We start from the raw sequence: 25,500 nt of genomic DNA on the forward strand, positions 1-25,500 counted from the left end.
ATCACTGTAGGTGCCGGGTCTGACAGCGCAGTCGGGCAGCCGGTGAGCCCGCGGAAAACACCCGTCACCCTCACGCAATGACCCGGCAACCTGAGCCCGTCAGGATCGGTTCATGACGGAGTCGGCACACGTTCGAGAGTCCCTGCCCTTCGACACGACCGCGCAGCTTCTTACGCGCATCACGGCCCAGCTCGGCACCCAGCTCAGCCACGTCACACTGAACGGAACCCGCAGGCCTATGCCCCTGACCGACCGGCCGCCCGCCCTCGTCGCAGTCGCCCACGGCAGCCGCGACCCGCGCGCCCTGCGCACCGTGACCGAGCTCCTCGACCGGGTCCGCGAACTGCGTCCCAGGCTCGATGTCCGTCTTGGCCACATCGAGCTGAACGAGCCGCTGCTCTCCGACACGCTCGCGGCGCTCGGAGGCGAGAGACGCGATGTCCGCGAGCTGCGTGAAGTGCGTGACAGGCTGAGTGGCGCCGGGGCCGTCCTCGTACCGCTGATGCTGAGCCGCGGCTATCACGTCAAGCACGATCTGCCGCAGGCCGCCGCGGCCGTCCCCGGCGCGGACATACGCATCGCCGCCCCGCTCGGCCCGCACCCCCTCCTCGTCGAGGCGCTCTGCTCCCGTCTCGTCGATGCGGGCTGGCGTCCCGAGGACGGCACCAGCCGCAGCGCCGGAGTCGTCCTGGCCGCCGCCGGATCCCGTGACCCGGACTCGGTCGCCGACGCCCGCCGCACCGCCGACCTGCTCAGCGAGCGCCTCGGCGGAGTGCCCGTCGTCGCCGCGTACGCCTCCGCCGTCTCGCCCACCGTCCCGGCGGCCGTGCGCGCGCTCACCGCCCGCGGCCGCCACCGGATCGCCGTCGCCTCCTACTTCGCGTCCCCCGGCCTCTTCGCCACCCGCAGTGCCGCCGTCACGCCCTGGATCGCCGCCGCCCCGCTCGGTGCGCACCCCGCCCTGGCCCGGCTGCTGCTGCAACGTTACGACGACGCCATGAGCACGCCGCACGCCTCTCAACGGCGCGAACTCACTCCGGCCTAGCCCACCCGCAGCGCCCGGCTGTCGCCGGCTCCGGTTACCTTCGGTGCATGGAAGGCACCACCAGCACCACCTCAGACGACCCCGCCGGCCACGACGCGTACGACGGGGCGGCCACCGCGCGCTGGGCGGCCGAGCCCGACAAGCGTCCGGGCCGCACCGCCTTCCAGCGCGACCGCGCGCGCGTGCTGCACTCCTCCGCGCTGCGTCGCCTCGCAGGCAAGACCCAGGTGGTGACCCCCGGCACGCGCAACCAGGCATGGGACGCCAGCCCGCGCACCCGGCTCACCCACTCCCTGGAATGCGCCCAGGTCGGTCGGGAACTGGGCGCGGCGCTCGGCTGCGACCCCGATCTGGTGGAGGCGGCCTGCCTCGCCCACGACATGGGCCATCCGCCCTTCGGGCACAACGGCGAGCAGGCGCTCAACGACTTCGCGAAGGACTGCGGCGGTTTCGAGGGCAACGCCCAGTCGCTGCGGCTGCTGACCCGTATCGAACCCAAGCGGTTCGTCCACAGCGAGGCGGTGACCTCAGCCGCTGCCGCGGCGGGCGGCGGTCTTGTCAGCGTCGGCCTCAACCTCACCCGGGCAGCCCTGGACGCCGCCACCAAATACCCCTGGCCGCGCGGCGGTCACCCCACCGATCCCGGCTCGGTGAAATTCGGCGTGTACGAGGACGATCTGCCGGTCTTCGAATGGGCCCGCCAGGGCGCACCGGCGTACCGCAAGTGCTTCGAGGCCCAGGTCATGGACTGGTCCGACGACGTGGCGTACTCCGTGCACGATTTCGAGGACGGTCTGCACGCCGGCCATTTCGACCCCGGTCTCCTCCTCGCCGAGCCGGAGCGGAGCGACATCTGGGCGGTGGCGATCGGGCGGTACGTACCTCGGGACACCGATCCGCAGGAACTGGCCGAGGCCCTCGACCGGCTCATCGACCAGGAGTGGTGGCCGCACCACTACGACGGATCGGCCGTCGCGCAGGCCCGGCTGAAGGATGCGACGAGCCAGCTCATCGGCCGTTTCTGCCTCGCCGCCGAGGCCGCGACGCGCCAGGCGTACGGATCGGGCCGGCTCACCCGGTACGCCGCCGAGCTGGTCGTCCCGCGCGCCACCCGCAACGAATGCGCGGTCCTCAAGGCCGTCGCCGACCTCTATGTCATGCAGCGCGCCGAACAGGAGGCCATCCGGGCCGACCAGCGCATCGTGCTGGCCGAGCTGGCCGAGGCATTGACGGCCGGTGCCCCGGAGAGCCTCGACCCGCAGTTCCGTGCCCTGTTCGACGCCGCGCCGGACGACCGGGCGCGCAAGCGGGTGATCGTGGACCAGCTCGCGTCCCTCACGGACGCATCCGCGCGTACGCTCCACACCCAGCTCACGGCCCGCCGTTGAGCTGCCCGGAGCGCAGGGCGGAGCCTTGTCGGCACGTCCGAGATGACACGCCCAGGGATGACTCCCTCTTCCGCCATCACGCTCCGTGCGGGACGCTCGCTGAAGGCTGAACGGCGTAGAAGCAAAGAGGAGGCATCAAGTGGTCGACGCACATCGGACATTCGTCATCGTCGGCGGTGGACTGGCCGGAGCCAAGGCCGCCGAGACCCTCCGCGCCGAAGGGTTCACCGGACGAGTGATCCTCATCGGTGACGAACGCGACCACCCCTATGAACGCCCGCCCCTGTCCAAGGGCTATCTGTCGGGCAAGGAGGAGCGCGACAGCGTCTTCGTCCATGAACCCGCCTGGTACGCCCAGGCCGACGTCGAACTGCACCTCGGCCAGACCGTCGTCGCCATCGACCGCGACGCCAAGTCCGTACGGCTGGGCGAGGGCACCGTCCTCCACTACGACAAACTCCTGCTCGCCACCGGCGCCGAGCCGCGCCGCCTCGACATCCCCGGCACCGACCTGGCCGGCGTCCACCATCTGCGCCGCCTCGCCCACGCCGACCGGCTGCGCCAGGTGCTCACCGTCCTGGGCCGCGACAACGGCCGGCTCGTCATCGCGGGTGGGGGCTGGATCGGCCTGGAGGTCGCGGCGGCCGCCCGCGGTTACGGCGCCGAGGTCACCGTCGTCGAGCCGGCGGCCACCCCGCTGCACCACGTCATCGGCCCGGAGCTGGGCCAGGTCTTCACCGACCTGCACCGCGAGCACGGTGTCCGCTTCCACTTCGGCGCCCGCCTGACCGAGATCACCGGGCAGGACGGCATGGTGCTCGCGGTCCGTACCGACGACGGCGAGGGACACCCGGCCCACGACGTCCTCGCCGCGATCGGCGCCGCCCCGCGCACCGCACTCGCCGAGAGCGCCGGCCTCGCGCTCGCCGACCGGGGTCACGGCGGCGGTATCGCCGTCGACGCGAGCCTGCGCACCTCCGACCCCGACATCTACGCCGCGGGCGACGTCGCGGCAGTCCACCATCCGCTCCTCGGCTCCAGGCTGCGCGTGGAGCACTGGGCGAACGCCCTCAACGGCGGCCCCGCCGCCGCCCGCTCGATGCTCGGTCAGGACGTCTCGTACGACCGCATCCCGTACTTCTTCTCCGACCAGTACGACCTGGGCATGGAGTACTCCGGCTGGGCGCCGCCCGGCTCCTACGACCAGGTCGTCCTCCGCGGCGACGTCGGAAAGCGGCAGTTCATCGCCTTCTGGCTGAAGGACAGCAGGGTGCTCGCCGGGATGAACGTCAATGTGTGGGACGTCACCGACCCCATCCAGCAGCTCGTCCGCAGCGGAACACCGGTGGACCCCGAGGCCCTCGGCGACCCGTCCGTACCCCTCACTTCCCTCAACAGCTGACGGGAGTGTCGCAACGCCACCGTAGACTTCCGCGTGTGGCAGGCAGGATCAACGATGACGACGTGAAGGCGGTACGGGACGCGGTCCCGATCGACGCCGTCGTTTCCGAGTATCTCCAGCTGCGCAATGCCGGCGGCGGAAACCTCAAAGGCCTCTGCCCCTTCCACGACGAGAAGTCCCCCTCCTTCCAGGTCAGCCCGAGCAAGGGTCTCTTCCACTGCTTCGGCTGCCAGGAGGGCGGCGACACCTTCGCCTTCGTGATGAAGATCGACCATCTCTCCTTCTCGGAGACGGTCGAGCGCCTCGCCGCGACGGCGGGCATCACCCTGCGCTACGAGGAGGGTGGGTACAACCCCACCCATCAGCGCGGCGAGCGCATCCGCCTGGTGGAGGCGCACAAGATCGCTGCGCAGTTCTACATCGAGCAGCTGGAGAGCGGGCCGGAGGCCGAGACCGGCCGCAAGTTCCTCGCCGAGCGCGGCTTCGACCAGGCCGCGGCCCAGCACTTCAGCGTCGGCTACAGCCCGCAGGGCTGGGACCACCTCACCCGCTTCCTGCGCGGCAAGGGCTTCAGCGACAAGGAGCTGATCCTCTCCGGCCTCTCCCAGGACGGCCGCCGCGGCCCCATCGACCGCTTCCGCGGCCGGCTGATGTGGCCCATCCGCGACATCTCCGGCGATGTCGTCGGCTTCGGCGCGCGCAAGCTGTACGAGAGCGACAACGGCCCGAAGTACCTGAACACGCCTGAGACGGGCATCTACAAGAAGTCCCAGATGCTGTACGGCATCGATCTCGCCAAGAAGGAGATCGCCAAGACCAGCAGGGCCGTGGTCGTCGAGGGCTACACCGATGTCATGGCCTGCCATCTCGCCGGTGTCACCACCGCCATCGCGACCTGCGGCACCGCCTTCGGCGGCGACCACATCAAGATCCTTCGCCGGCTGCTGATGGACAACGCCACCGCCGAGGTCATCTTCACCTTCGACGGCGACGCGGCCGGCCAGAAGGCCGCGCTGCGGGCCTTCGAGGACGATCAGAAGTTCGCCGCGGAGACCTCCATCGCGATCACCCCGGGCGGTATGGACCCCTGCGAGCTACGTCTCGCGGAGGGCGACGCCGGGGTGCAGAAACTGGTCGAAACCCGCACGCCGCTCTTCGAGTTCGCGATTCGCCACAGCGTGACGCGCCACAATCTGGAGACGCCCGCGGGCCGGGCCGCCGCACTGGACGAGGCCGCGCCGATCGTCGCCGGCATCAAGAACATCGCCATCCAGCACGAGTCGGCCGTGCAGCTCGCGGGCATCCTCGGCATCCTCGACACCCAGTTCGTCGTCAAGCGCGTCGCGCAGCTCGCGCGCTGGGCCCGCGACCGCGGTGGCCGCGGCCCGGCGACACCGTCCCGCACCCCTCAGGCGTACGAGCGGCAGGGCGCCCACCAGATCCCGGCGGGCCCCGCCCTCAATCTGCGCAGCCCCACCCACCGCACCGAACGCGAGCTGCTCAAACTCGCGCTCCAGCACCCGGGCCTGGTCTCTCCGGCCTTCGACGCGTACGGCGTCGACGAATTCACCGCCCCGCCGTACGCCGCGGTCCGCCAGACCATCGCGGAGGCGGGCGGCGCGGAACAGGGCACCCAGGACACACCCGACTATCTCGCCCGGGTCCGGGACGCCGCGCCGAACGACACGGTGCGGGCCATGGTCACCGAGCTCGCCGTGGAAGCCATCCACGCCAGGACGGTCGACGAGATCTACGCCGGCACCCAGTTGGTCCAGGTCCGCCTGCGCGCGGTCGACCGCCGGATCGGCGACGTCCAGGGCACCCTCGCCCGACTCGGCCCGAACGCCGAACCCGAGCACCACACGGCCGTCGCGAACGAACTCTGGGTGCTTCAGCAGTACGCCCAGTCCCTCCGCAACCAGGGCGCGGACGCTCTCTAGCCGTCCGCGGATTCCCCTTCGGTAACCACCCGGTCACGCACGGGACTCAAAAAGTCGCCGCACGCCCCTCGTGGCAGCGATGTGTCGTACCCCACACTGGGGTGCGGTGCCTGAGTCCTCGGAGCGTGGCCGGTCCATCCACAGTGGCCCCCCTGACCCCCGCGGATCCGCTCATCGTGTACGGGACGGAAAGTGGCCCGGCCGCCTCCGTCCCGCTGCCGCACACCCCCGAACCGGCAGCGATCACCTGGAGGTCGCCCCCGTGCAGACCCAGACCCTGACCGAGACAGACTCTGCCGCGGCCGTCTCCGCGCAGGTCCCCGCGCAGAGCCGGGCCGTACATCACCCCGAGGCGGTGCCAGAAGCTGTCCCTGAGACCGTTGTCGAGGATCCGGTGGAAGTGCCCGTACCTCCTGAGTCGCGGGCCGGCGGCCGGGTGGACAGCGGCGGGCCCTCGTCCGATCTCTTCCGGCAGTATCTGCGGGAGATCGGCAGGATCCCGCTGCTCACGGCGGTCGAGGAGGTCGACCTGGCGCGCCGCGTCGAAGCAGGTCTGTTCGCCGAGGAGAAGCTCCTCAGCACTCCTGACCTGGACTCCCAACTAGCCATTGACCTGGACAAGTTGGTCGTCATGGGCCGGATGGCCAAGCGCCGGCTGATCGAGGCCAACCTCCGGCTCGTCGTTTCCGTCGCCAAACGCTATGTCGGGCGCGGACTGACCATGCTCGACCTTGTCCAGGAGGGAAACCTGGGCCTGATCAGGGCAGTTGAGAAATTCGACTACGCCCGCGGCTACAAGTTCTCCACCTACGCCACCTGGTGGATCCGCCAGGCCATGTCCCGGGCCCTCGCCGACCAGGCACGCACCATCCGGGTGCCGGTCCATGTCGTCGAGCTGATCAACCGGGTCGTACGGGTCCAGCGCCGGATGCTCCAGGAGCGCGGTTACGAACCCACTCCCGAGGAGGTCGCCGTCCAGCTCGACCTGCCCTCCGAGCGGGTCAGTGAGGTGCTGAGGCTCGCCCAGGAGCCGGTCTCCCTGCACGCCCCCGTGGGGGAGGAGGACGACGTCGCGCTCGGCGATCTCATCGAGGACGGCGACGCCGCGTCGCCCGTTGAGTCCGCGGCCTTCCTGCTGCTGCGCGAGCACCTCGAGGCGGTCCTGTCCACCCTTGGTGAGCGCGAACGGAAAGTCGTACAGCTGCGGTACGGACTGGCCGACGGCCGGCCGCGCACGCTCGAAGAGATCGGCCGGATCTTCGGCGTGACACGCGAACGCATCCGCCAGATCGAATCCAAGACCCTCAACAAGCTGCGCGACCACGCCTTCGCCGACCAGCTCCGCGGCTATCTCGACTAGGACGCCCAGGGCCGCGCGGGGCTACTCCACCTCCACGACCGCCTGCGCGAACTGGGCCGCGTACAGCCGCGCATACGCGCCGTTCGCCGCCAACAGCCCTTCGTGCGTGCCCTGTTCGACGATCGCGCCGTTCTCCATCACCAGGATCACATCCGCGTCCCGGATGGTGGAGAGCCGGTGTGCGATGACAAAGCTCGTACGCCCGTGGGCCAGGCGCGCCATCGCCTTCTGGATCAGTACCTCGGTGCGGGTGTCGACCGAACTGGTCGCCTCGTCCAGCACCAGGATCACCGGGTCGGAGAGGAACGCCCGCGCGATGGTGATCAGCTGCTTCTCGCCCGCGCTGACGCCCGAGCCCTCGTCGTCGATCACCGTGTCGTAGCCGTCGGGCAGGGTCCGTACGAACCGGTCCGCATGGGCGGCCCGCGCCGCCTCCTCGATCTCCTCCCGGGTCACCTCGCGGGAGGATCCGTAGGCGATGTTCTCCGCGATGGTGCCGCCGAACAGCCAGGTGTCCTGGAGCACCATGCCTATCCCGGACCGCAGTTCCTCACGCGACATCTTCGCGACGTCCACGCCGTCCAGGCTGATCCGGCCGCCCGTCACCTCGTAGAACCGCATCAGCAGATTCACCAGCGTGGTCTTGCCCGCGCCGGTCGGCCCGACGATCGCGACCGTGTGACCGGGTTCGACGCTCAGCGACAGATCCTCGATGAGAGGCTTCTCCGGCTCGTACCGGAAGGCCACCTTCTCCAAAGACACCTGACCGCGCAGCTGCTTCGGCCGCTCGGCCGACGGGGAGTCCGGCTGCTGTTCCTGCGCGTCCAGCAGCTCGAAGATCCGCTCGGCCGAGGCGACGCCCGACTGCACCAGGTTCGCCATCGACGCGACTTGGGTCAGCGGCATCGAGAACTGGCGCGAGTACTGTATGAACGCCTGCACATCGCCGATCGACAGCGTGCCCGTCGCGACCCGCAGCCCGCCGACGACCGCCACCAGCACGTAGTTGAGGTTGGAGACGAAGAACATCAGCGGCTGCATGACGCCGCTGTTGAACTGGGCCTTGAAACCGGCCTCGTACAGCGTCTCGTTCTGCTCGGCGAAGGCCTGCGCCGACTCGTCCTGCCGCCCGAAGATCTTCACCAGCGCATGGCCCGTGTACATCTCCTCGATATGGGCGTTGAGTTTACCCGTGGACTTCCACTGCTGCACGAACTGCGGCTGTGAACGCTTGCCGACCCTCGTCGCCACGAAGACCGACACCGGCACCGTCACCAGTGCGACCAGTGCCAGCAACGGCGAGATCCAGAACATCATCGCCAGCACGCCCACGATGGTCAGCAGTGAGTTGATCAGCTGTCCCATGGTCTGCTGCATGGTCTGCGAGATGTTGTCCATGTCGTTCGTCGCCCGGCTGAGCACCTCGCCGCGCTTGGCCCGGTCGAAGTACGACAGCGGCAGCCGCGACAGCTTCGCCTGTACGTCCTCGCGCATCCGGTACATGGTCCGGTTGATCACCCGGATCGACAGCCTCGTCGACACCAGCATCAGCAGCCCGGCGGCCACGTACACGGCCAGCGCGACCAGCAGCACACTGCCTACGGCGTCGAAGTCGATGCCGTCGCCGGGCGTGAAGTCCACCCCGGACAGCATGTCGGCCAGCCCGCCGTCGCCCTTGTCCCGCAGGCCCTCGATCGCCTGGTCCTTGCTGGTCCCGGCCGGCATGCCGCGGCCGACGACCCCCGCGAAGACCAGGTCCGTCGCCTGCCCCAGAATCTTCGGCCCGACCACTGCCAACGCGACGCTCAGCACACCCGCGCCGAGCATCGTCCACAGCGTGGCCCGCTCCGGCGCGAGCTGCCGCAGCAGTCGCTTGCCCGAGCCCTTGAAGTCCATGGACCGCTCGGTGGGGCCCATCATCATGCGTCCGCCCGGCCCGCTCATGCGGCCTCAGCCTCCGTCAGCTGCGAGAGCACGATCTCGCGGTAGGTCTCGTTGCTCTCCATGAGCTCGTGGTGGCTTCCCGCCCCCACGACCTGCCCCTCGTCCAGGACCACGATCCGGTCGGCGTCACGGATGGTGGACACTCGCTGGGCGACGATCACCACGGTCGACTCCGCGGTCTCGCTCGCCAGCGCCCGGCGCAGCGCGGCGTCCGTGGCGTAGTCCAGCGCGGAGAAGGAGTCGTCGAAGAGATAGATCTCGGGCCGCTGCACCAGTGTCCTGGCGATCGCCAGCCGCTGCCGCTGCCCGCCGGAGACATTGGTCCCGCCCTGCGCGATCGGCGCGTTCAGCCCGCCTTCCAGCTCCCGTACGAAGTCGGCGGCCTGCGCCACTTCGAGGGCCTCCCACAGCTCTTCGTCACTGGCGGAGGGCTTCCCGTAGCGCAGATTGGTGGCCACGGTCCCGGAGAAGAGATACGGCTTCTGGGGCACGAGCCCCACCGTCCTGGCCATCAGCGCCGGATCGAGCTCGCGCACATCCACGCCGTCGACGAGAACCTCGCCGCCCGTCACATCGAACAGCCGCGGTACGAGCCCCAGCAGGGTCGACTTGCCGCTGCCCGTCGACCCGATGATCGCGGTCGTCTCGCCGGGCCGCGCCACCAGTTCGACGCTCCGCAGCACCGGCTCCTCGGCCCCCGGATAGCGGAACTCGGCGCCCCGCAGCTCCAGATGTCCGCGTCTGCGCAGCTGCCGTACCGGCTCGGCCGGCGGCACCACGCTCGAATCCGTGCCCAGGACCTCCTCGATCCGCTCGGCACAGACCTCGGCGCGCGGCACCATCATGAACATGAAGGTGGCCATCATCACGGCCATCACGATCTGCATCAGATAGGCGAGGAACGCGGTCAGCGCGCCGATCTGTATCGCGCCGCTGTCGATCCGGTGCGCACCGAACCAGACGACGGCGATGGACGACACGTTCACCACCGTCATGACGGTCGGGAACATCAGCGCCATCAGCCGGCCGGTGGACAGCGACACGTTCGTGAGCTCGGTGTTGGCCTCGCGGAAGCGTTCCTTCTCGTACTCGTCCCGTACGAAGGCGCGAATGACGCGGTTGCCGGTGATCTGCTCCCGCAGCACCCGGTTCACGGTGTCCAGACGCTCCTGCATGGTGCGGAACAGCGGACGCATCTTCTTGACGATCACCGACACCGCGATGCCCAGCACAGGCACCACGGCCAGCAGCACCGCCGACAGCGGCACGTCCTGGCCCAGCGCCATGATGATGCCGCCGACGCACATGATCGGCGCCGACACCATCAGCGTGAACGCCATCAGGACCAGCATCTGGACCTGTTGGACGTCATTGGTCGTACGCGTGATCAGCGACGGCGCACCGAAGTGCCCGACTTCCCGCGCTGAGAAGCTCTGCACCCGGTCGAAGACGGCCGCCCGGACGTCCCGCCCGAGCGCGGCCGCGGTGCGGGCGCCGTAGAAGACGGCTCCGATATTGCAGAAGACCTGGACGAGACTGACGGCGATCATGAGCGCGCCGATTTCCAGGATGTAACCCGTGTCCCCCTTCACGACACCGTCGTCGATGATGTCCGCGTTCAGGGTGGGCAGATAGAGGGTGGCGCTGGTCTGCAGCAGCTGGAGAGCCACGAGCAGGGCGATGGGTTTCTTGTACGGACGCAAGTGCGTCCGCAGTAGTCGTATCAGCACGCGCAGTCTCTCGAGGTCGGCAAGATCGGGGGGTCACCCCATCTTCCGGCACTCCACCCCTGGAACCTCAAGCGATTAACCCAAGGCGGGGTCAAGAAGTCGGGTTGAACGCCCCCGGATGAATCTGGTCCCGGGTCGCACCGTACTGCTGGCGAACCGCCTGACCCACCGCCAGATTCTCGCCGGGCTCGAAGACCTGCGCGGCCGCGCCCTGCCAGGCCGGCGGAGCGCCCGGCGACAGCGTCCCCCGCGAGACGCCGAGCGACCAGGCGGCCTGCCGGGCCGCGCCCAGTGCCGCATAGTCGGCGGGCTGCGGTACGACGACCTGCGCCCCGAAGATCGCGGGCGCCGCGGCCTGTACGGCGGGCAGCCCGGCGGCCGCACCCAGCAGAAAGACCCTGCGCACGTCGACCCCGCGCCCGCGCAGCACATCCATCGCGTCCGCGAGCGAGCAGAGCATGCCCTCGAACGCGGCCCGCGCCAGATGCTCGGGCTTCATCGACTCGCGCCGCAAACCACTCAGCGTCCCCGCGGTGTGCGGCAGTTGCGGAGTCCGCTCGCCCTCCAGGTACGGCAGCAGCACAAGCCCGGACGATCCCGGCGTCGACTTCATCGCCTGCGCGGAGAGCTCGTCGAGGTTCTCCAGACCCAGCAGCTCGGCCGTTCCGCGCAGCGCCCGTACGGCGTTGAGTGTGTGCACGACCGGCAGATGCATCCCGGTCGCGTCGGCGAACGACGTGATCATCCCGCTCGGATCGGCCAGCGCCTCATGGTGCACGGCCATCACGGAACCCGAAGCCCCGAGCGACACCACCGCGTCGCCGACCCCGACGCCGAGCCCGAACGCCGCGGCCATCGTCTCGCCGGTCCCGGCCGAGATCAGCAGCCCCTCGGGCGTCATCCCCGCGGCCTCGGCCGGGCCGAGCACTTCGGGGAGCGCGCACTGGTGCCCGAGCGCGAGCTCCACCAGATCGGGCCGGTAGGACCCGCTGCCCGCGGACCAGTACCCGGTGCCGGAGGCGCCGCCGCGGTCCGTGGTCCTGCGGACGGGCCGGCCGAGCAGCTGCCACACCAGCCAGTCGTGCGGCTGCATCACCAGCGCGACCCGCTGCGCGAGCTCCGGCTCGGAGCGCGCCATCCAGCGCAGCTTCGACACCGGCTGCGCGGCCTGCGGCACCGAGCCGACGGCCTCGGCCCATGCCTGCCGGCCGCCCAGCGCGTCGATCAGATCCGCCGCCGCGACCTGCGCCCGTTTGTCATTGCCGAGCAGTGCGGGCCGTACGAGATTGCCCTGCCGGTCCAGCGCCACCAGTCCGTGCTGCTGCGCGGACACCCCGATGGCCTGTACGCCTTCCAACAGCCCGCCGGTCGCGGCCTCACCGAGCGACAGGAGCCAGGCCTGCGGATCAATCTCGGTGGCCTTCGCCTCGACGGGGTGCGGTGCGTACCCCTGGCGCAGCACGGCGCCCGTGTCCGCGTCACAGACGACGATGCGCGTGAATGCAGACGAACTGTCCAGCCCGGCGACTATCCCCATGTCAGACGATTCTGCCGCACCCGCAGGGGTACCGCGTCACGTGTTGCTTGTTCCCCACTCGTCCTCACCGGCCGCGGTCCGCTCCCGCAGTGACCGCACCCGCTCCGCAACCGAGTCGGGCACCCGCTCCCCGACCTTTTCGCTCACCGTGTGGAATGCCTTGCCCGCCACCTCGCGGCTGCCCTGCGCCGCGGTCTCGGCGGCGTTGCGCACGGCGGGGTTCTGGGCGATCTGGCGCGCGGACTTCTTGAGCTGCTCATAGCGCTCGCGGCCGGCCCGGGTGCCGAGAACGTATCCGAGGGCCAGTCCGATGACGAACGTCAGCTTGTACCGCATGGCTGCCACCCTTCCCTTGCGTAGGTGCTGCCCGTCTACCCGTCGAGGCCCGAGATCACCCCGGGCATACCGATTGGCGGAGCACCCCCCTGCTTGCGCTAATGTATGTGTCGCAGCGAGCACACGCCCCCCGGGACGCCCCGAGGTGGGTACGTTCGGTGCACATGCAGCAATCCCCTGTAGCTCAATTGGCAGAGCAGCCGGCTGTTAACCGGCAGGTTACTGGTTCGAGTCCAGTCGGGGGAGCGCGATCCCCTGTAGCTCAATTGGCAGAGCATTCGGCTGTTAACCGGAGGGTTACTGGTTCGAGTCCAGTCGGGGGAGCGGAACCGGAAGAGGACCCCTCGGGGTCCTTTTTCGTGTGCCCTCAACGACTTCTTGATGTCTCCTGGAACCGGGCAGCGGGCAGCACAGTCCTCATGATTGTGCGTTGCCGACCATCCGAGGCAGGAGATCGTATGAGCGGCTATGCTGCGGCAGACGGCGCGCACATATGTGCGCGACGCGCCGTTAGGGGCGGTAGCTCAGCCGGTTAGAGCAGCGGACTCATAATCCGTCGGCCGTGGGTTCGAGTCCCACCCGCCCCACTGCGCGCTACGCGTGGAGAAACGATCTGACCAGTGTCTTCGCTGGTCGGACGGATCTTGCTGGTGATCGTGACGGCCCGTTTCTGCCGTTGTCCACTCAGTGTGTGGACAGTGCGTGGACAGAGGCGGCAACGACACGCCCCAGCCGCGTGTCCCTACGCGGCTTCCTGGCCCGGTCCCTCGTCCGGGCCGTCGTTCTTCTGGGCTCGCTCCAGCCGGCCGGCTACATCGGATGCAGTCACGCGGCCGATCACGAAGCGCACCAAGGTGAGGTGCTGACGTTGATCCTCAGGTAAGCCGCGTGCAGATTCTCGACCGGGACCAGTTGCAAGCTGCCTTCGGCGCAGTGCTCGCGCAGCCACTTCTCTGCGGCAGCCGCCGCCTGCTCGGTAGAGCGCTCGGGGCTCCGATCTCTCCCAGCGGTTCGCCGTCGTGCCGAAGCGGGGCGCCCACTGCCCGGAGGCCGCCGTAGCTCGCCGCATGGGCGTACACGACGGCCAGCCCGTCCCTCAACGCTGAAAGGCTCGCTGAGATGTGCCGGGCATCGTGGAGACGGACCGGGGGCAGCCCGGACAGCTCAACCAGGCGCTTGAATCGCCGGTTGACCCGGTCCGGGTGAATCGGCTCACCGTTTTCGTGGGTGAAGACCAGACCGGACTCGACCCAGGCGCCGGCCTCGGACCACCGCTCGCGCTCGCGCTGTTGCTTGGACTTCCATGCGCGCAGGACCTCGGCCGACTCCAGGCCCATCGAGACGGTGCGGACGCTGTCAGCCTCGGGAGCTTCGCCGTATGTCCGGTAGGCGACCGCGACGGTCTGTACGGAGATGCGCAGCCGCAGATCCGTGACTGACCTCGGTCCAGGGCAGCGCGCACATCTCGCCTCGCCCGCCGCCCCTGGAATATGAAGGTGTGCCACAAGGGGTAGAGCCGGTCGTCCTTGATGATGTCGAGGAATTGGCCGGTCTGCCGGCTGTCCGGACCATGACGGATCCGGGCTTCTCACCCGTCGGCTTCCAGTGCTCAACGCGCTCTGGTGTCCAGACGATTGGCTTCGGACGGGTGACGGCCGGAAGCTCGACGAAGGCTGCCCAGTTCTTCGCAAACGCTCGCCCGCGCTGTCACCTCACCGGCGCGCCATCGTGGCCTGCCCGTCGGCAACGGCCTGCCGCAGCGGGCCCAACGCACTGTTCCGCCCGCGCTGCCGACCCGACGGCCCCACGGTGCCGCGCTCCCGACCGGCGACCATCCACGGCCGCCTCACCCGACGAGGCCGGTCCCCGGCCCACCCTTCGGGTACCGGAGCTCCGGCACCCCATGGGGGGACCCTCGAACGCCGGGGAGGCCGAAACGGGCGCGTCGCCCCAGAGCCCGGGACGCGCGTCCGATCGCACGCCCGTGGGGCGTAGCCGCAGGGGCGGCCTCAGTCGCCCTCGATTCCCGGCATACCGCCCTCGGACTCGTCGCTCTCGTACACGCGAGCCGAGCGGTCGGCCTGTGCGAGCCGCCGCAGCGACGCGAACAGCGTGTCCCCGAGCACCGTGCCCACGACCACGCTCTCCACCAGGTCGTCAAGACCGGCCCGGCCCGCGACATAGGCGAGGTCCGCCCGCGCGACCTGCTCCGCGGCGTCCGCGTAAGCCTCCAGCACCTGGGAGAAGGCCCCGTGGCCGACCCTCTCCAGCGCGGCGAGTGCTGCCGCCAGGGCCTCCGCGGCGGGGAAGTCCCCGTGCACCAGCCAGCCGCGTCGGGCGATCAGCTCGCGCACCTCGTGACGTGCCGCGTCCAGTTCGGCGTCCGCTTCCTCGTCCGCGTACTTCGGGACGATCAGGTCCGTCGCCACCCCGAGGACGTTGTGCACGGACTTGTCGGGGTCGTCCACCGCCGCCAGGACATCCGCGATCGCGGCCACCTTCAGTCCGCCCACCTCCAGCAGCGCGCGGATCAGCCGCAGTCTGCGCTCGTGCGCATCGTCGTAGGTCGCCTGGTTCGGGCTCGTCAGCCGGCCGGGCGGGAGCAGCCCTTCCCGGACGTAGTACTTGATCGTCGGCACCGGTACCCCGGTCCTGCGGCTCATTTCGCCGATGCGCAATGCCCGTTCACCCTTCCGCGCCTCTTGCCAAGGTCCCATCCATCATAGATAGCTCCACTATTGGATAGTGGATAGTGTCGCTACCACATAGCGGCCTCACGCCGGAGGCCCACGAGCGCGCCTTCGAGCACGAACAGCCGGAGCTCACCAGCGAAAAGCCCCGAAAGGCGGGGCCCCTGGACCCCGCGAAGCCGCCGGCGGAGCCGGTAGTCGTGATGACAGCGAAGTTCGTCGACAGCGAGAGCAACGTTGTGGAGTACGGCGTTGACCTCGGGGGCCCTGGTCGTACGTGGCGCACCGAATCGGAAGTCACCCAGTGACGGCCGTGGACTTAGCGGTCCATGCCGCTACGGCTCGTCATGCCCACCGTGCCCCATCGGCCGGGCTTGGCACCCGAACCTCCAGGCCTCTGATTCCCAGGTAAACGAGCGCCCATGTCCTCCAGCATGCGCCGCGCCATGCTCCAGGCGCATGCTGGAAGGGCGGCGACGAACTTAGCTGTGGCGCAGAGATTCTGTGGCACCGCTCGAGGTACAACCGCGGCACATCAGAAGGTTCTTGGTGGCCTGGGGCGCCGGCGCCGAGCGCGCTCGTATGACCTCGTGCCCGCGTATTCCCCGAAACCCGAGGCTCGCCTTGATCGTGACCCCGAGGAGCGCGCGATGTCGGATCAGTTGAACGCTGCACTTTCGGGAGAGGCCCCAACAGCGCTTGCCGAGGACGTCTCTCTCGCGACTCCACTGGTCGCGCCTCGCATCGCCGGTCGCGACGCTGTTTCGGCAGCTCTCGGTACGTACCAGCAGGCGCTCGCCGCGCCTGAAGCTACAGTCCGGCTCAAGGGAGACGAGGTGGAGGGGGTCGTGTACAGCGCGAGCCCCGGCGGACGACCGACAGAGATCGTGGCCCTCGCCCGGCACAACGCTGCGGGCCTGATTGCCACCATCGACGTCTACGGTCGGCCGTGGCCATTCATGGCCGCTCTGCGCGAAGTGATTGCGAAGACAGACCACGCTCTCGCAGACCCGAGCCTCGGATCCGGACCGTATACCCCGGATGGGCCGACGCCGGTTTGGGTTGACCATCCAGCCGTCCCGCCGCTGGCGCAGGATGTCACCCTGTACTCCCCGATCCTGAGCGAAGAGCCGACGGGGAAGGCTGTCGTCGGGCCTGTCCTCAAAGCAGCGGCGCAAAGTTTCAGCGACCTCAAGGTTCGTGCCGTCCTGGACATCGAGGGCCGATCGGGATTCGCGGTGGTGATCGACGAATACGTGGACGGTCACGTACAGCAACTCGTGGAGATGTTCACCCTCAACGATGCAGGCGAGGTCGGGGAGATCCGCATCTTCACCCGCCCATGGCTCGTGACCGCCCACTTCCGAAAGAGGATGTATGCCCTGCTGAAAGAAACTCTCGGCGCCGAATTCTGGGAGGGGCCCGACCCGGAAGGCCCCTTGCCCACACCCTGACATGAGGCCTACGCCTGGACACAGGGACCGGCTCCTGGCGGCATCCCACGAAGCCACGCGGGCGGTACGCACCTAGTAGTCACGCACGAGTCAACGGGGGCCCTTCGCCATGGTTGTGACCGGCACAGGCATCGGACTCATTCATCCGGTAGAGGCCGAGGCACGCTGTTCCAGCCTCTTCAGGGCCATCTCACCCCACCGGAGGTTGTCCCTTTCGAGGGCAATGCCGCGCAGCAGTGTGAGGTAGGGGCCGATGGGCTCGCCGCCGGCGAAGTATCCGTCCTCCGTGCGCCCGTCCAGCAGGCGCTGCTGCAGACGCGCGTAGCGGGCCAACTTGGCGGTGGCCCACTCCATGTGCTCGGCGATGGCGGATCGCACGGCCTCGATGTCGCCGGCGTCGACGCTCTGGACCTTGACCATCAGCTCGTCCCTGATGGCCGTCGGCTTGCCCGGGGGTTCGGCGGTGTAGGCACGCACTGCCTCGAATCCGGCCTCGGTGAGGGAGAACAGCCGCTTGTTGGGGCGGCGCTCCTGCTCCACGACGCGGGCCGTGATGAGCCCATCCCCCTCCATGCGCTCCAGTTCCCTGTAGAGCTGCTGGGGGGTGGCCATCCAGAAGTTGGCGATCGAGGCATCGAAGCCCTTCGCGAGGTCGTACCCGGACGCCTCGCCCTGCAAGAGAGCGGCCATCACCGCGTTACGTAGAGCCACACCCCCAACCTAGCATCAGTTGATTAGTCAAAAAAGTGACTAGGGTATGGACGCCTCACGCTCCCGCTCCTAGTCTGCGATGCACCTATTCAACTCGTTGACTATAGAGGTGATCTTGTGCATCCCTTCCGCAATGCCGTCGAAGCAGGCGACAAGGACGCTGTCGCGGCCCTGCTGGCCGAGAACGTTGTCTTCACCAGTCCCGTCGCCTTCAAGCCGTACCCGGGCAAGGCGATCACCGCCGCGATTTTGAACGCCGTATCGCAGGTCTTCGAGGACTTCACCTACATCCGGGAGATCGCCAACCCGGACGGCCGCGACCACGCCTTCGTCTTCACCGCCACCGTGAACGGCAAGCAGCTCACGGGCTGCGACTTCCTCCACTTCGACGAGGACGGCAGGATCGACGACTTCATGGTGATGGTCCGCCCGATCTCGGCGGCGAACGCACTGGCCGAGGCGATGGGCGCGAAGTTCGACGAGATCGCGCGAGCGGCGGGCGGCGATGAGTGACTTCGACGCCGTCGTCATCGGCGCGGGCAACGCCGGACTGACCGCCGCCACCACCCTCCAGCGCGCGGGACTGCGCACGCTGCTGGTGGAGCGCCACAACATCCCCGGCGGCTGTGCCACCTCGTTCAGGCGGGGCCGCTACGAGTTCGAGGTGGCCCTGCACCAGCTCTCCGGGCTGGGGTCGGAGGGCCAGGAGTTCTCCCTGCGGGGTCTGTTCGAGAAGCTGGGCGTCCTCGACCGCCTCGACTTCGTCCAGGAGCAAGACCTCTACCGGGCCGTGGTGCCGGGCGAGTACGACGTGACGCTGCCCGCGGAATGGGCGGCCGCCGTGGACGTCCTGAGCGATGCCTTCCCCGGCAACCGTGAGCGGGTCGAGCGGTTCTTCCAGCTGGTGAAGGACACCACGATCTGGCAGATGGCCGCCATGCGCGGGCTGCCTCCCGAGCAGGTCGACCCCACCTACTTCCGCCAGGGGCTGCGGCCGCTCGATGAGGTGCTGGACGACCACTTCGACGACCCCCGGATCAAGGCCGTCCTGGCCACCTACTGGGGCTATGCCGGCCAGCCGCCCTCCCGGCTCGCCTTCCAGGACCTGGCGCTGCTGCTGTTCGCGTACCTCGAGTTCAAGCCCTGGCACATCAGGGGCGGTTCGCAGGCCATGTCCAGTGCGTTCCTCGACTCGTTCCTCGCGGCGGGCGGCGAGGTCCGCTTCAACACGGCGGTCGAGGCGATCCTGACCGAGCGAGGACGCGCCGTCGGAGTGCGCCTCGACGACGGCCAGGAGATCTCGGCGCGGGACGTCGTCTCCAACGCCTCCTTGCCGGTGACGTACGCGATGCTCGGCGACGCCGTGCCCTCGGCCGTACGGGACGAACTCGCCGGCCGGCGGATCGGTGTGTCCGGCTTCGTCCTGCACATGGGCCTTGACGCCACGCCCGCCGAGCTCGGCTTCACCACCAGCACCACCTTCGTCAACGCCGATCTGGACGACGACCGCCTGTACGCCTCCTGGCACACCCTGGAGCCGGCCCGCGGGATCTGCGTCTCCTCCTACGACGTCGCCCCGATCGGCTTCGCCCCTTCGGGCGCGACCCACGTCAGCCTCATGACGCTCCAGTACGCGGACGCCTGGGACAAGGTGTCGCCCGGCGAATACGCGCGCACCAAGTTCGCGTACGCCGAGACGCTCCTTGACCGCGTCGAGGTGATCACGCCCGGCATCCGCGACACGATCGAGGAGGTCGACGTCGCCACCCCGATGACCATGTCCCGCTACCTCGGGCATCCGGGCGGCGCGATCTACGGCTACGACCAGGACCGCACCGAGAACTGGCTCTTCCGCAACAGCGAACGCGAGACCCATGTCCCCGGCCTGCACCTGGCCGGCTCGTGGGCCGGAATGGGCGGCTTCCAGACGACTCTGGAATCCGGTCACCGGGTCGCCCGCCGCCTGCTGCGCCACCAGGCCGCCTGACCGCACGAGCCGACAGGGAGCTCACGTGACCCACCGCCTCGCCCCTCTCTTCGAGGGCTACGCCGACATCCAGGCCGACATCGACGGCCGCCCCGCCGACACCGCCGACCACGCTGCGGAGACACGACGCACTGTCGCCTCGTACCATCCCCGACGACTCGCCCTGACCGTCTCCGAGATCATCACCGAGACCGTCAGCTCCGCCACCTTCCGGCTGCGCCGGCCCGGCGGCGCGGATCTGCCGCCGTTCCTCGCCGGGCAGTACGTGGGCGTGTTCGCCGACGGCACCAACCGCCCGTACGCCCTGTCCTCCAGCCCGGCGAGCCTCGACCACTGGAATCTGACGGTGCGCCGGGTCCCCGGCGGGCGGATCAGCAACCACCTCATCGACACCCTCACCGTGGGCCACACGCTCACCACGACCGGGCCGATGGGCACCTTCCACCACAACCCGCTTTTCCACGGCGACGACCTGGTGTTCCTCGCCGGCGGCTCCGGTGTCGTACCGGCCATGAGCATGATCCGCGACATCGTCGACAACGGACTGGACCGCCGCTTCCACCTGATCTACGGCTCCCGCACGCCCGGCGACGTGATCTTCCACGAGGAACTCGACGCACTCGCCGCCGACCACCCGAACATCCGCGTCGACCACGTCATGGACGACCCCGGAAACGGCTGGGCCGGACCCACCGGCCTGCTGACTTCCGCCCTGATCAAGACCCTCGCAGGGCCGCTCGACGGCCGCATGGTCTATGTCTGCGGCCCCCAAGCCCTGTACCCGTACGCGATGCAGCAGCTGAAAGAGCTCGGCCACCCCCGCCGCCGGGTCCGCTTCGAGGCCAACGGCGCCCCCGCCGACCCCACCCGCCAGTCCCACTGGCCGGCCGACACGGATCCCGAGGCCGAAGTCACCGTCACCGCCGGCGGTACGTCGTTCCGCACCCGTCGCGGACGGCCCCTACTGGACGCGCTGGAGGACGAGGGCATCCGCCCGGAAGCCGCCTGCCGCTCCGGCGAGTGCGGCCTGTGCCGCGTCCGCGTCCTCAAGGGCACGGTCCACACCGCCGAGGAAGCCCAACTGCGCTTGTCCGACGAGCGGTTCGGCTACACCCACTCCTGCGTCGCCTACCCGGTCACCGACCTCGACCTCGACCTCTGATCCGGTACGGCGGCCGGGGCGCGGGACGCGGCCGCCGCACCGGCCCACAGAAGGAGCCGCGACAACCGTGTCCAAGATCGACGCACCCGCCGTCGCCCAGCCGGCCGAAACTGGCAGGTGACGCCTACGGCCCGCGCACCACACTGCGGTTCAAGCGTGCCGGAGTCCGGCACCGGAGTCCGACGACCGGGCGGTTCGTGCCGGCCGAGATCGACTGGCCAGGGATCCGCAGCACGCCTCGTAACCAGGTGACTGTGGGTGTGGGAGAGCGGCCTGCTCAGAACGGCGTCGGCGCGCCCGGCTCGCTACGGCGCGTTGGTGAAGGAGCGGCGGTAGGAACGGGGCGGCACACCCCGGCGGCGCACGAACTGTTCGCGCAGGACGGCCGCGCTTCCGTATCCGACCCGGTGGGCGATCTCCTCGATCGGCAGGTCCGTGGTCTCCAGGAGTTCCTCGGCGCTGCTCAGTCGCAGGCTCCGGAGCCAGGCGTGCGGGGTGGTGCCGGTCGCGGCGGCGAAGCGACGGGCGAAGGACCGTTTGCTCATCACCGCGCGTCGGGCCAGTTCCGCGACGGGAAGCGGTTCGTGGAGGTGCTCGCGGGCCCAGGCGAGCACCTCCACGAGACGCTCGTCCTGACAGTCCTCAGGGACGGGGGAGGTCAGATACTGGGCCTGACCGCCGTCCCTGTGGGAGGGCAGCACCATGTCGCGGGCGACGGCGTTGGCCATCGCGGCCCCGTACTCCCGCCTCAGCAGATGCAGGCACAGATCGAAGCCGGCGGCGGCTCCCGCGCCCGTGGTGATCCGCCCTTCGTCGATGTACAGGGCATCGGGGTCCACAACGACGTCCGGGTGGCGGTGGGCCAGCAGTTCGGCGAACCGCCAGTGCGTGGTGGCCCGTCGGCCGTCGAGCAGACCGGCGGCGGCGAGCGCGAACGTGCCGACACAGTGGGCCGCGACCAGTGAGCCGCCCTCGTGCGCGGCCGAAAACGCGTCAAGCACAGCGGGACCGGGTGGCGTACGGAAGCCGGCCCATGGCAAGGCGATCACCAGATCCGCGGCAGCCAGCCGGTCCAGGCCATGCGCGACCATGAGCGGCACGCCGAGGTCGGTAGGAACCGGCCCGGGCCGGTCGGTGCACAGCACGAAGTCGAAGCCGGGCAGTCCCGCCCCGTGAGGGCCGAACACCTCGGCGACGATGCCCACGGCGAGCATGCCGACACCAGGGGGAACGTACGCGGCAACAGTCACGAAAGGCGGCACGGGAGCAGTGTGGCACCGATGGCACGAATCCTGCGATGAGAGGCAGCAGTGCCACTCGTCAGCGGCCCGGCCTGCCCGGAATGATGGGGGACATGACAGACGCACCGCTCGGCCGCAGCGCCGTGTACACGATCCTCACCACCGGCTACGTCGGTTCCACCGGTCCCGGTGTCGCCGCCACCGTCTCTTACGTCACCGACGGCGACCGGCATGTGATCTTCGACCCGGGCATGGTGGCGAGCCGCGAGCACATCCTCGGCCCGCTCGCGGAGTTGGGGCTCGGCCCCGACGACATCACCGACGTGGTGCTCAGCCACCACCACCCGGACAACACCATGAACGTGGGCCTGTTCAGCCGGGCCAGGGTCCACGACCACAAGGTGGAGTACCTGGGCGACCAGTGGAGGAACCGGGACGCGGAGGGCTACGAACTAACCCCGTCGCTGCGGCTGATCCGCACACCGGGACACAGCCTCGAGGACATCACGCTGCTGGCCGGCACGGACACGGGCGTGGTGGCGTTCGCCGGCGACCTGTGGTGGCACGCGGACGGCCCCGCGGACGACCCCGTAGCCCCGGACCGGGAGATACTGCGCGCCTCCCGGCTCCGCGTGCTGGCCGCCGCGGACCTGATCGTGCCCGGCCACGGCAGCCCCTTCAAGGCCGACATCACCGCGCCACGCTAACTGTCCTGTCCACGGCGTGACATGCAGAACTCCTCCGCTCGACCTTCGGCGGTAATCAGTCAAGATTCGCTGTCGCAGGGCAATAGGTGGCCATCTCGATTCGTAGTTGGCGGCCAGCATCCTGCTTCGGGCATGCGGTGCGGGCTCGGGGCGTGGGCGGCTGAGCGGCTGCTGCCGTATGCGGAAGGGATACGCACCGCGTACGTCGACGCGTTCGGTGTGCCCCCTCGGGGTTATGACACGGCGATGGCCGAGGCCCGGCCACGAGGTGCGCACGAGAGATGCTCGGCGAGTCTGCCGAAAAGGGGAGCGCAGGCTGACCACCGCAGTGGCCTGGTGGCCGACAGGGGACACGCGGAAGCGCGCGGAGCGGACCTCGCCCCAGCTCGGGCACGGCAGCCGGCTCCTCGGCGCGGCCGCGGTCACCGCCGGCGCCGTCTTCCTCGCGCAGCCCGGCCGGGATCCGGCGCCGCAAGGCCAGGCAGCACCTCCGTAGAGTGACCGGCCGGGCAGTACGTCGGGCAGTACGTACCGAGCGGAGCGGGACCGTGGATCTGGGCATCATCGTGCAGGCGACCGGGCTGTTCGCCGTCACCAACATCGACGACATCCTGATCCTGGCACTGTTCTTCGCCCAGAGCGCGGGACATCGCGGCTCCACCCGCAAGATCGTGCTCGGTCAGTACCTCGGCTTCGCCGCCATCCTCGCCGTCGCCGTGGCCGCAGCGTTCGGAGCCACGTTCCTGCCCGAGTCAGCCATCCCCTACCTCGGCCTGCTGCCCCTTGCCCTGGGCCTCAAAGCCGCCTGGCGGGTGTGGAAGAACCACCGCAACGACGGGGACGAAGAGGAGGGCGAAGCCAAGGAAGGTGGCCCGAGCCACTGGGAAGTCGCCGCGGTTACTTTCGCCAACGGAGGTGACAACATCGGCGTGTATGTGCCGGTCTTCGCCACTGCCGGCATCGGTGGGATGAGCGTGTACGCCGTGGTCTTCCTCGTCCTGGTCGCCGTCTGGTGCTTCGCAGGCAAGTTCTTCGCCACCCGCCCGGTCATCGCCAAGGCCCTCAGCCGCTGGGGACACATCCTGCTGCCCCTGGTCCTGATCGCCATCGGCCTGCTCATCCTCATCGAGGGCGGGGCGTTCGGCCTGTAGCCCGTACTCCCGCCCGGACGACCGGTATTGCGGGATACCGGCGACATGGAGATCGAGGTCCTGGCCGTGTCGGGCTGGTGCCCGCGGCCGCGCGCCTTGCCGGTGAGGGCGGGCAGGGCTGTGGTGAGGTGGATGAGGGTCAGGGCGGGCCGTGGCACGTCATCCGCGCAGGGTCAATGACTCCTGGGTCGCTCTGCTCTCGGGTGTGGGTGCCTTCCGGGTCGGGGTGATCGTGTGAAGGGCCCATTCCAGCGGCCCGCGCCTGAGCGAAGTGCCGCGGAAGACATACGCCCAGATGACACACCCCACCAGCGAGACCCCGCAGAAGGCGCCCAGGGCCGGCCAACCGTGCTGCGGTTGCAGCTCGGCCCGCGCGAGGACGTGAAGGGTGTACACCGACAGGCCCATCGTCCCGACGACGGCCAGCGGGCGCAGGAGCAGTTCGAGCACGTGATGGCGGCAGGCGGCCACTGCGAGGCCGATGAGGAGCCAGCCGGCGCCGATGTTGGCGATGGTCTCGAAGGGCGTCTGGCTGTAGGGATCGTCGACCAGCAGCCAGGCCCACGAGGTGCTGGGTATCGCCCCGGCCTGTCGGGCAAGCACGTCCTCCACCGGATCGGGGAAGTTCATGGCGAAGGGGTGGCTGTGGGCTATGGCATCCAGCAACGTCGCGCGCCCGCCGGCCGGCCCAAGAGCCAGCGCGGACAGCCCATGCCCGGCCAGGACGGACAGTGCTCCCCAGCCGATGAGCCGACGGGCTGTTCCGGGCCGGGTCAGGTTCGCCACCCGGCCCAGCGCCATGCCGACGATGACGTAAGGAAAGTAGGTGAGCCAGGGGTAGGCGCCGGACACCAGCAGTGTGTCGAGTGCCTCAGTGAATCCGGACCAGCTGGTGACCGCATCGAATCCGGGGTAGCCGCCGCGTCCGGTGGCACGGTGTCCCAAGTACGGCCCCAGCGAGTACGACAGGACCGGACCCAGCACCACGGAGATTGCCGCGACCGCGATCAGTGCGCGGGTGCGCAGGCGGGCCAGCGGTTCGGCTGTCAGGAAGTACACGGCGAAGAACGTCAGTATCACCGCAATCCCGGACTTCAGCTCCGCCAACGCCATGCCGAGCACCGCGAGTACGGCGCAGCGTACGAGCGTGGCGCGCAGTGTGCCGGTCAGCGGTGGACGGGGCTGGGTGCCGCCACGGGAGAGGGTCAGCGAAAGTCCCGCGATCAGGGTGAAGACGGCGGGCGCGCGCCCATCGAAGGCGACCAGCAGATAGCCCGCGCCCTCGGGCTTCGCCGGGGGGCCGATGTGCGCGGCGAACATGGCGAACACGGCGATGGCGCGGGCCGAGTCCACGCTGAGCAGCCGCCTGTTGGCCGAGGTTGCTGTACGTTCCTGCATTCTTGCTGCCCGCTCCCGCGTCTGCTCGTATCAACGGGCGGCCGTTCAGGGATGGTCTGCGAACCGATGCCGACTGATGTCTGTGCGCCCATGCGGTCGTTAAGAGGACGAGCGGGCTGTGCGGGTTGCCTGGCACCACAGCCGGAGTTCCTGGTGCCGTTGGTGATGCGCGGTCGGGCCATTCGCGGAGAGGGCGCCGTACCGAGCGGGCCGAGCCGCAGGCAGGGCCCGCTCGGTACGGGGGCCCGTGCGGGCCGGTTCCGGTTCGCGATCGCCGAAAGCCGATGCAGCCGATTGCCTACGCGGTGTGCGCGCCA

18 protein-coding genes, 3 tRNA genes and 2 pseudogenes are annotated in these 25,500 nt (G+C 69.4%); 15 read left to right on the plus strand and 8 right to left on the minus strand.

What is annotated here, in order from left to right; genetic code table 11:
* Window positions 1-112 precede the first annotated feature (112 nt).
* The 5 genes and pseudogenes from ACWDZ6_RS01650 (at window position 113) to ACWDZ6_RS01670 (ending at window position 7,135) form a co-directional block, all read left to right on the plus strand.
* Window positions 113-1,045 (plus strand): sirohydrochlorin chelatase, encoded by a 933-nt coding sequence (locus tag ACWDZ6_RS01650; RefSeq protein ID WP_451501233.1) that lies wholly within the window; start codon window positions 113-115, stop codon window positions 1,043-1,045.
* A 47-nt stretch (window positions 1,046-1,092) separates the two neighbouring features.
* Window positions 1,093-2,433, plus strand: coding sequence for a deoxyguanosinetriphosphate triphosphohydrolase (locus ACWDZ6_RS01655; RefSeq protein ID WP_451501234.1), 1,341 nt, complete (start codon window positions 1,093-1,095; stop codon window positions 2,431-2,433).
* 139 nt (window positions 2,434-2,572) lie between these two features.
* Window positions 2,573-3,835 (plus strand): NAD(P)/FAD-dependent oxidoreductase, encoded by a 1,263-nt coding sequence (locus ACWDZ6_RS01660; RefSeq protein WP_366730528.1) that lies wholly within the window; start codon window positions 2,573-2,575, stop codon window positions 3,833-3,835.
* Between the two features lie 35 nt (window positions 3,836-3,870).
* Window positions 3,871-5,775: a DNA primase gene (gene dnaG / locus ACWDZ6_RS01665; protein ID WP_451501235.1), complete on the plus strand. Its 1,905-nt coding sequence runs from the start codon at window positions 3,871-3,873 to the stop codon at window positions 5,773-5,775.
* Between the two features lie 106 nt (window positions 5,776-5,881).
* Window positions 5,882-7,135: pseudogene (locus tag ACWDZ6_RS01670) on the plus strand (RNA polymerase sigma factor).
* Window positions 7,136-7,156: 21 nt separating this feature from the next.
* On the opposite strand, the gene ACWDZ6_RS01675 reads toward ACWDZ6_RS01670, so the two are convergent.
* The 4 genes from ACWDZ6_RS01675 to ACWDZ6_RS01690 all read right to left on the minus strand — a co-directional run bounded on the left by ACWDZ6_RS01675 (window position 7,157) and on the right by ACWDZ6_RS01690 (window position 12,682).
* Window positions 7,157-9,079, minus strand: a complete 1,923-nt coding sequence (locus ACWDZ6_RS01675) for an ABC transporter ATP-binding protein (RefSeq protein WP_451501236.1) — start codon at window positions 9,077-9,079, stop codon at window positions 7,157-7,159.
* On the minus strand, window positions 9,076-10,809 hold the full coding sequence (locus ACWDZ6_RS01680; RefSeq protein WP_451501237.1) for an ABC transporter ATP-binding protein: 1,734 nt from the start codon (window positions 10,807-10,809) through the stop codon (window positions 9,076-9,078). Before ACWDZ6_RS01680 ends, ACWDZ6_RS01675 begins: the two co-directional genes overlap by 4 nt.
* Before the next feature lie 91 nt (window positions 10,810-10,900).
* Complete coding sequence (locus ACWDZ6_RS01685; protein ID WP_389176915.1) at window positions 10,901-12,346, minus strand: FGGY family carbohydrate kinase; 1,446 nt, start codon at window positions 12,344-12,346, stop codon at window positions 10,901-10,903.
* 36 nt (window positions 12,347-12,382) lie between these two features.
* Complete coding sequence (locus ACWDZ6_RS01690) at window positions 12,383-12,682, minus strand: YtxH domain-containing protein (RefSeq protein WP_366730523.1); 300 nt, start codon at window positions 12,680-12,682, stop codon at window positions 12,383-12,385.
* 173 nt (window positions 12,683-12,855) lie between these two features.
* Between ACWDZ6_RS01690 and ACWDZ6_RS01695 the strand changes: the two genes are divergently transcribed.
* The 3 genes from ACWDZ6_RS01695 to ACWDZ6_RS01705 all read left to right on the plus strand — a co-directional run bounded on the left by ACWDZ6_RS01695 (window position 12,856) and on the right by ACWDZ6_RS01705 (window position 13,269).
* A tRNA-Asn gene (locus tag ACWDZ6_RS01695) sits at window positions 12,856-12,928 on the plus strand.
* A gap of 5 nt (window positions 12,929-12,933) precedes the next feature.
* Window positions 12,934-13,006, plus strand: a tRNA-Asn gene (locus ACWDZ6_RS01700).
* 189 nt (window positions 13,007-13,195) lie between these two features.
* A tRNA-Ile gene (locus tag ACWDZ6_RS01705) sits at window positions 13,196-13,269 on the plus strand.
* Between the two features lie 1,422 nt (window positions 13,270-14,691).
* On the opposite strand, the gene ACWDZ6_RS01710 is transcribed toward ACWDZ6_RS01705, so the two are convergent.
* Entirely contained in the window at window positions 14,692-15,360 is a 669-nt protein-coding gene (locus tag ACWDZ6_RS01710) for a MerR family transcriptional regulator (protein ID WP_451501462.1), read from the minus strand.
* Between the two features lie 176 nt (window positions 15,361-15,536).
* Here ACWDZ6_RS01710 and ACWDZ6_RS01715 point away from each other — a divergent pair.
* Together ACWDZ6_RS01715 and ACWDZ6_RS01720 are read left to right on the plus strand one after the other, a co-directional pair.
* A pseudogene (locus ACWDZ6_RS01715) lies at window positions 15,537-15,680 on the plus strand (GntR family transcriptional regulator); the annotation flags it as partial.
* Between the two features lie 342 nt (window positions 15,681-16,022).
* The gene (locus tag ACWDZ6_RS01720; RefSeq protein ID WP_451501238.1) at window positions 16,023-16,826 is read left to right on the plus strand and encodes a hypothetical protein; all 804 of its coding nucleotides are present in this window, start codon (window positions 16,023-16,025) and stop codon (window positions 16,824-16,826) included.
* 141 nt (window positions 16,827-16,967) lie between these two features.
* Here ACWDZ6_RS01720 and ACWDZ6_RS01725 read toward each other — a convergent pair whose 3' ends face one another.
* Window positions 16,968-17,537, minus strand: a complete 570-nt coding sequence (locus ACWDZ6_RS01725; RefSeq protein WP_451501239.1) for a PadR family transcriptional regulator — start codon at window positions 17,535-17,537, stop codon at window positions 16,968-16,970.
* Window positions 17,538-17,654: 117 nt separating this feature from the next.
* Between ACWDZ6_RS01725 and ACWDZ6_RS01730 the strand changes: the two genes are divergently transcribed.
* Genes ACWDZ6_RS01730 through ACWDZ6_RS01740 form a run of 3 tightly spaced genes read left to right on the plus strand, consistent with a single transcriptional unit; the run spans window position 17,655 to window position 20,686 of the window.
* Complete coding sequence (locus ACWDZ6_RS01730) at window positions 17,655-18,050, plus strand: nuclear transport factor 2 family protein (RefSeq protein WP_451501240.1); 396 nt, start codon at window positions 17,655-17,657, stop codon at window positions 18,048-18,050.
* On the plus strand, window positions 18,043-19,524 hold the full coding sequence (locus tag ACWDZ6_RS01735) for a phytoene desaturase family protein (RefSeq protein ID WP_451501241.1): 1,482 nt from the start codon (window positions 18,043-18,045) through the stop codon (window positions 19,522-19,524). Before ACWDZ6_RS01730 ends, ACWDZ6_RS01735 begins: the two co-directional genes overlap by 8 nt.
* 25 nt (window positions 19,525-19,549) lie before the next feature.
* Window positions 19,550-20,686 (plus strand): 2Fe-2S iron-sulfur cluster-binding protein, encoded by a 1,137-nt coding sequence (locus ACWDZ6_RS01740; protein WP_451501242.1) that lies wholly within the window; start codon window positions 19,550-19,552, stop codon window positions 20,684-20,686.
* Window positions 20,687-20,991: 305 nt separating this feature from the next.
* Here the strand turns inward: ACWDZ6_RS01740 and ACWDZ6_RS01745 are convergent, their stop codons facing one another.
* Complete coding sequence (locus ACWDZ6_RS01745; RefSeq protein ID WP_451501463.1) at window positions 20,992-21,900, minus strand: GlxA family transcriptional regulator; 909 nt, start codon at window positions 21,898-21,900, stop codon at window positions 20,992-20,994.
* A gap of 140 nt (window positions 21,901-22,040) precedes the next feature.
* Here ACWDZ6_RS01745 and ACWDZ6_RS01750 point away from each other — a divergent pair, with 140 nt between their 5' ends.
* Entirely contained in the window at window positions 22,041-22,634 is a 594-nt protein-coding gene (locus ACWDZ6_RS01750) for an MBL fold metallo-hydrolase (RefSeq protein ID WP_451501243.1), read from the plus strand.
* A 548-nt stretch (window positions 22,635-23,182) separates the two neighbouring features.
* Window positions 23,183-23,785 (plus strand): cadmium resistance transporter, encoded by a 603-nt coding sequence (locus ACWDZ6_RS01755; RefSeq protein WP_451501244.1) that lies wholly within the window; start codon window positions 23,183-23,185, stop codon window positions 23,783-23,785.
* 159 nt (window positions 23,786-23,944) lie between these two features.
* Here ACWDZ6_RS01755 and ACWDZ6_RS01760 read toward each other — a convergent pair whose 3' ends face one another.
* Complete coding sequence (locus ACWDZ6_RS01760) at window positions 23,945-25,183, minus strand: heparan-alpha-glucosaminide N-acetyltransferase domain-containing protein (RefSeq protein WP_451501245.1); 1,239 nt, start codon at window positions 25,181-25,183, stop codon at window positions 23,945-23,947.
* Window positions 25,184-25,500 lie beyond the last annotated feature (317 nt).

The organism is Streptomyces sp. NPDC002926 (genome assembly GCF_053591755.1).

Excerpts from the sequence above, each read along its gene's own strand:
- ACWDZ6_RS01655 (WP_451501234.1), top strand. The coding sequence starts at position 1,093 with ATGGAAGGCACCACCAGCACCACCTCAGACGACCCCGCCGGCCACGAC.
- ACWDZ6_RS01650 (WP_451501233.1), top strand. The coding sequence starts at position 113 with ATGACGGAGTCGGCACACGTTCGAGAGTCCCTGCCCTTCGACACGACC.
- ACWDZ6_RS01745 (WP_451501463.1), bottom strand. The coding sequence starts at position 21,900 with ATGCTCGCCGTGGGCATCGTCGCCGAGGTGTTCGGCCCTCACGGGGCG.
- ACWDZ6_RS01735 (WP_451501241.1), top strand. The coding sequence starts at position 18,043 with ATGAGTGACTTCGACGCCGTCGTCATCGGCGCGGGCAACGCCGGACTG.
- ACWDZ6_RS01760 (WP_451501245.1), bottom strand. The coding sequence starts at position 25,183 with ATGCAGGAACGTACAGCAACCTCGGCCAACAGGCGGCTGCTCAGCGTG.
- ACWDZ6_RS01675 (WP_451501236.1), bottom strand. The coding sequence starts at position 9,079 with ATGAGCGGGCCGGGCGGACGCATGATGATGGGCCCCACCGAGCGGTCC.
- ACWDZ6_RS01750 (WP_451501243.1), top strand. The coding sequence starts at position 22,041 with ATGACAGACGCACCGCTCGGCCGCAGCGCCGTGTACACGATCCTCACC.
- ACWDZ6_RS01720 (WP_451501238.1), top strand. The coding sequence starts at position 16,023 with ATGTCGGATCAGTTGAACGCTGCACTTTCGGGAGAGGCCCCAACAGCG.
- ACWDZ6_RS01685 (WP_389176915.1), bottom strand. The coding sequence starts at position 12,346 with ATGGGGATAGTCGCCGGGCTGGACAGTTCGTCTGCATTCACGCGCATC.
- ACWDZ6_RS01690 (WP_366730523.1), bottom strand. The coding sequence starts at position 12,682 with ATGCGGTACAAGCTGACGTTCGTCATCGGACTGGCCCTCGGATACGTT.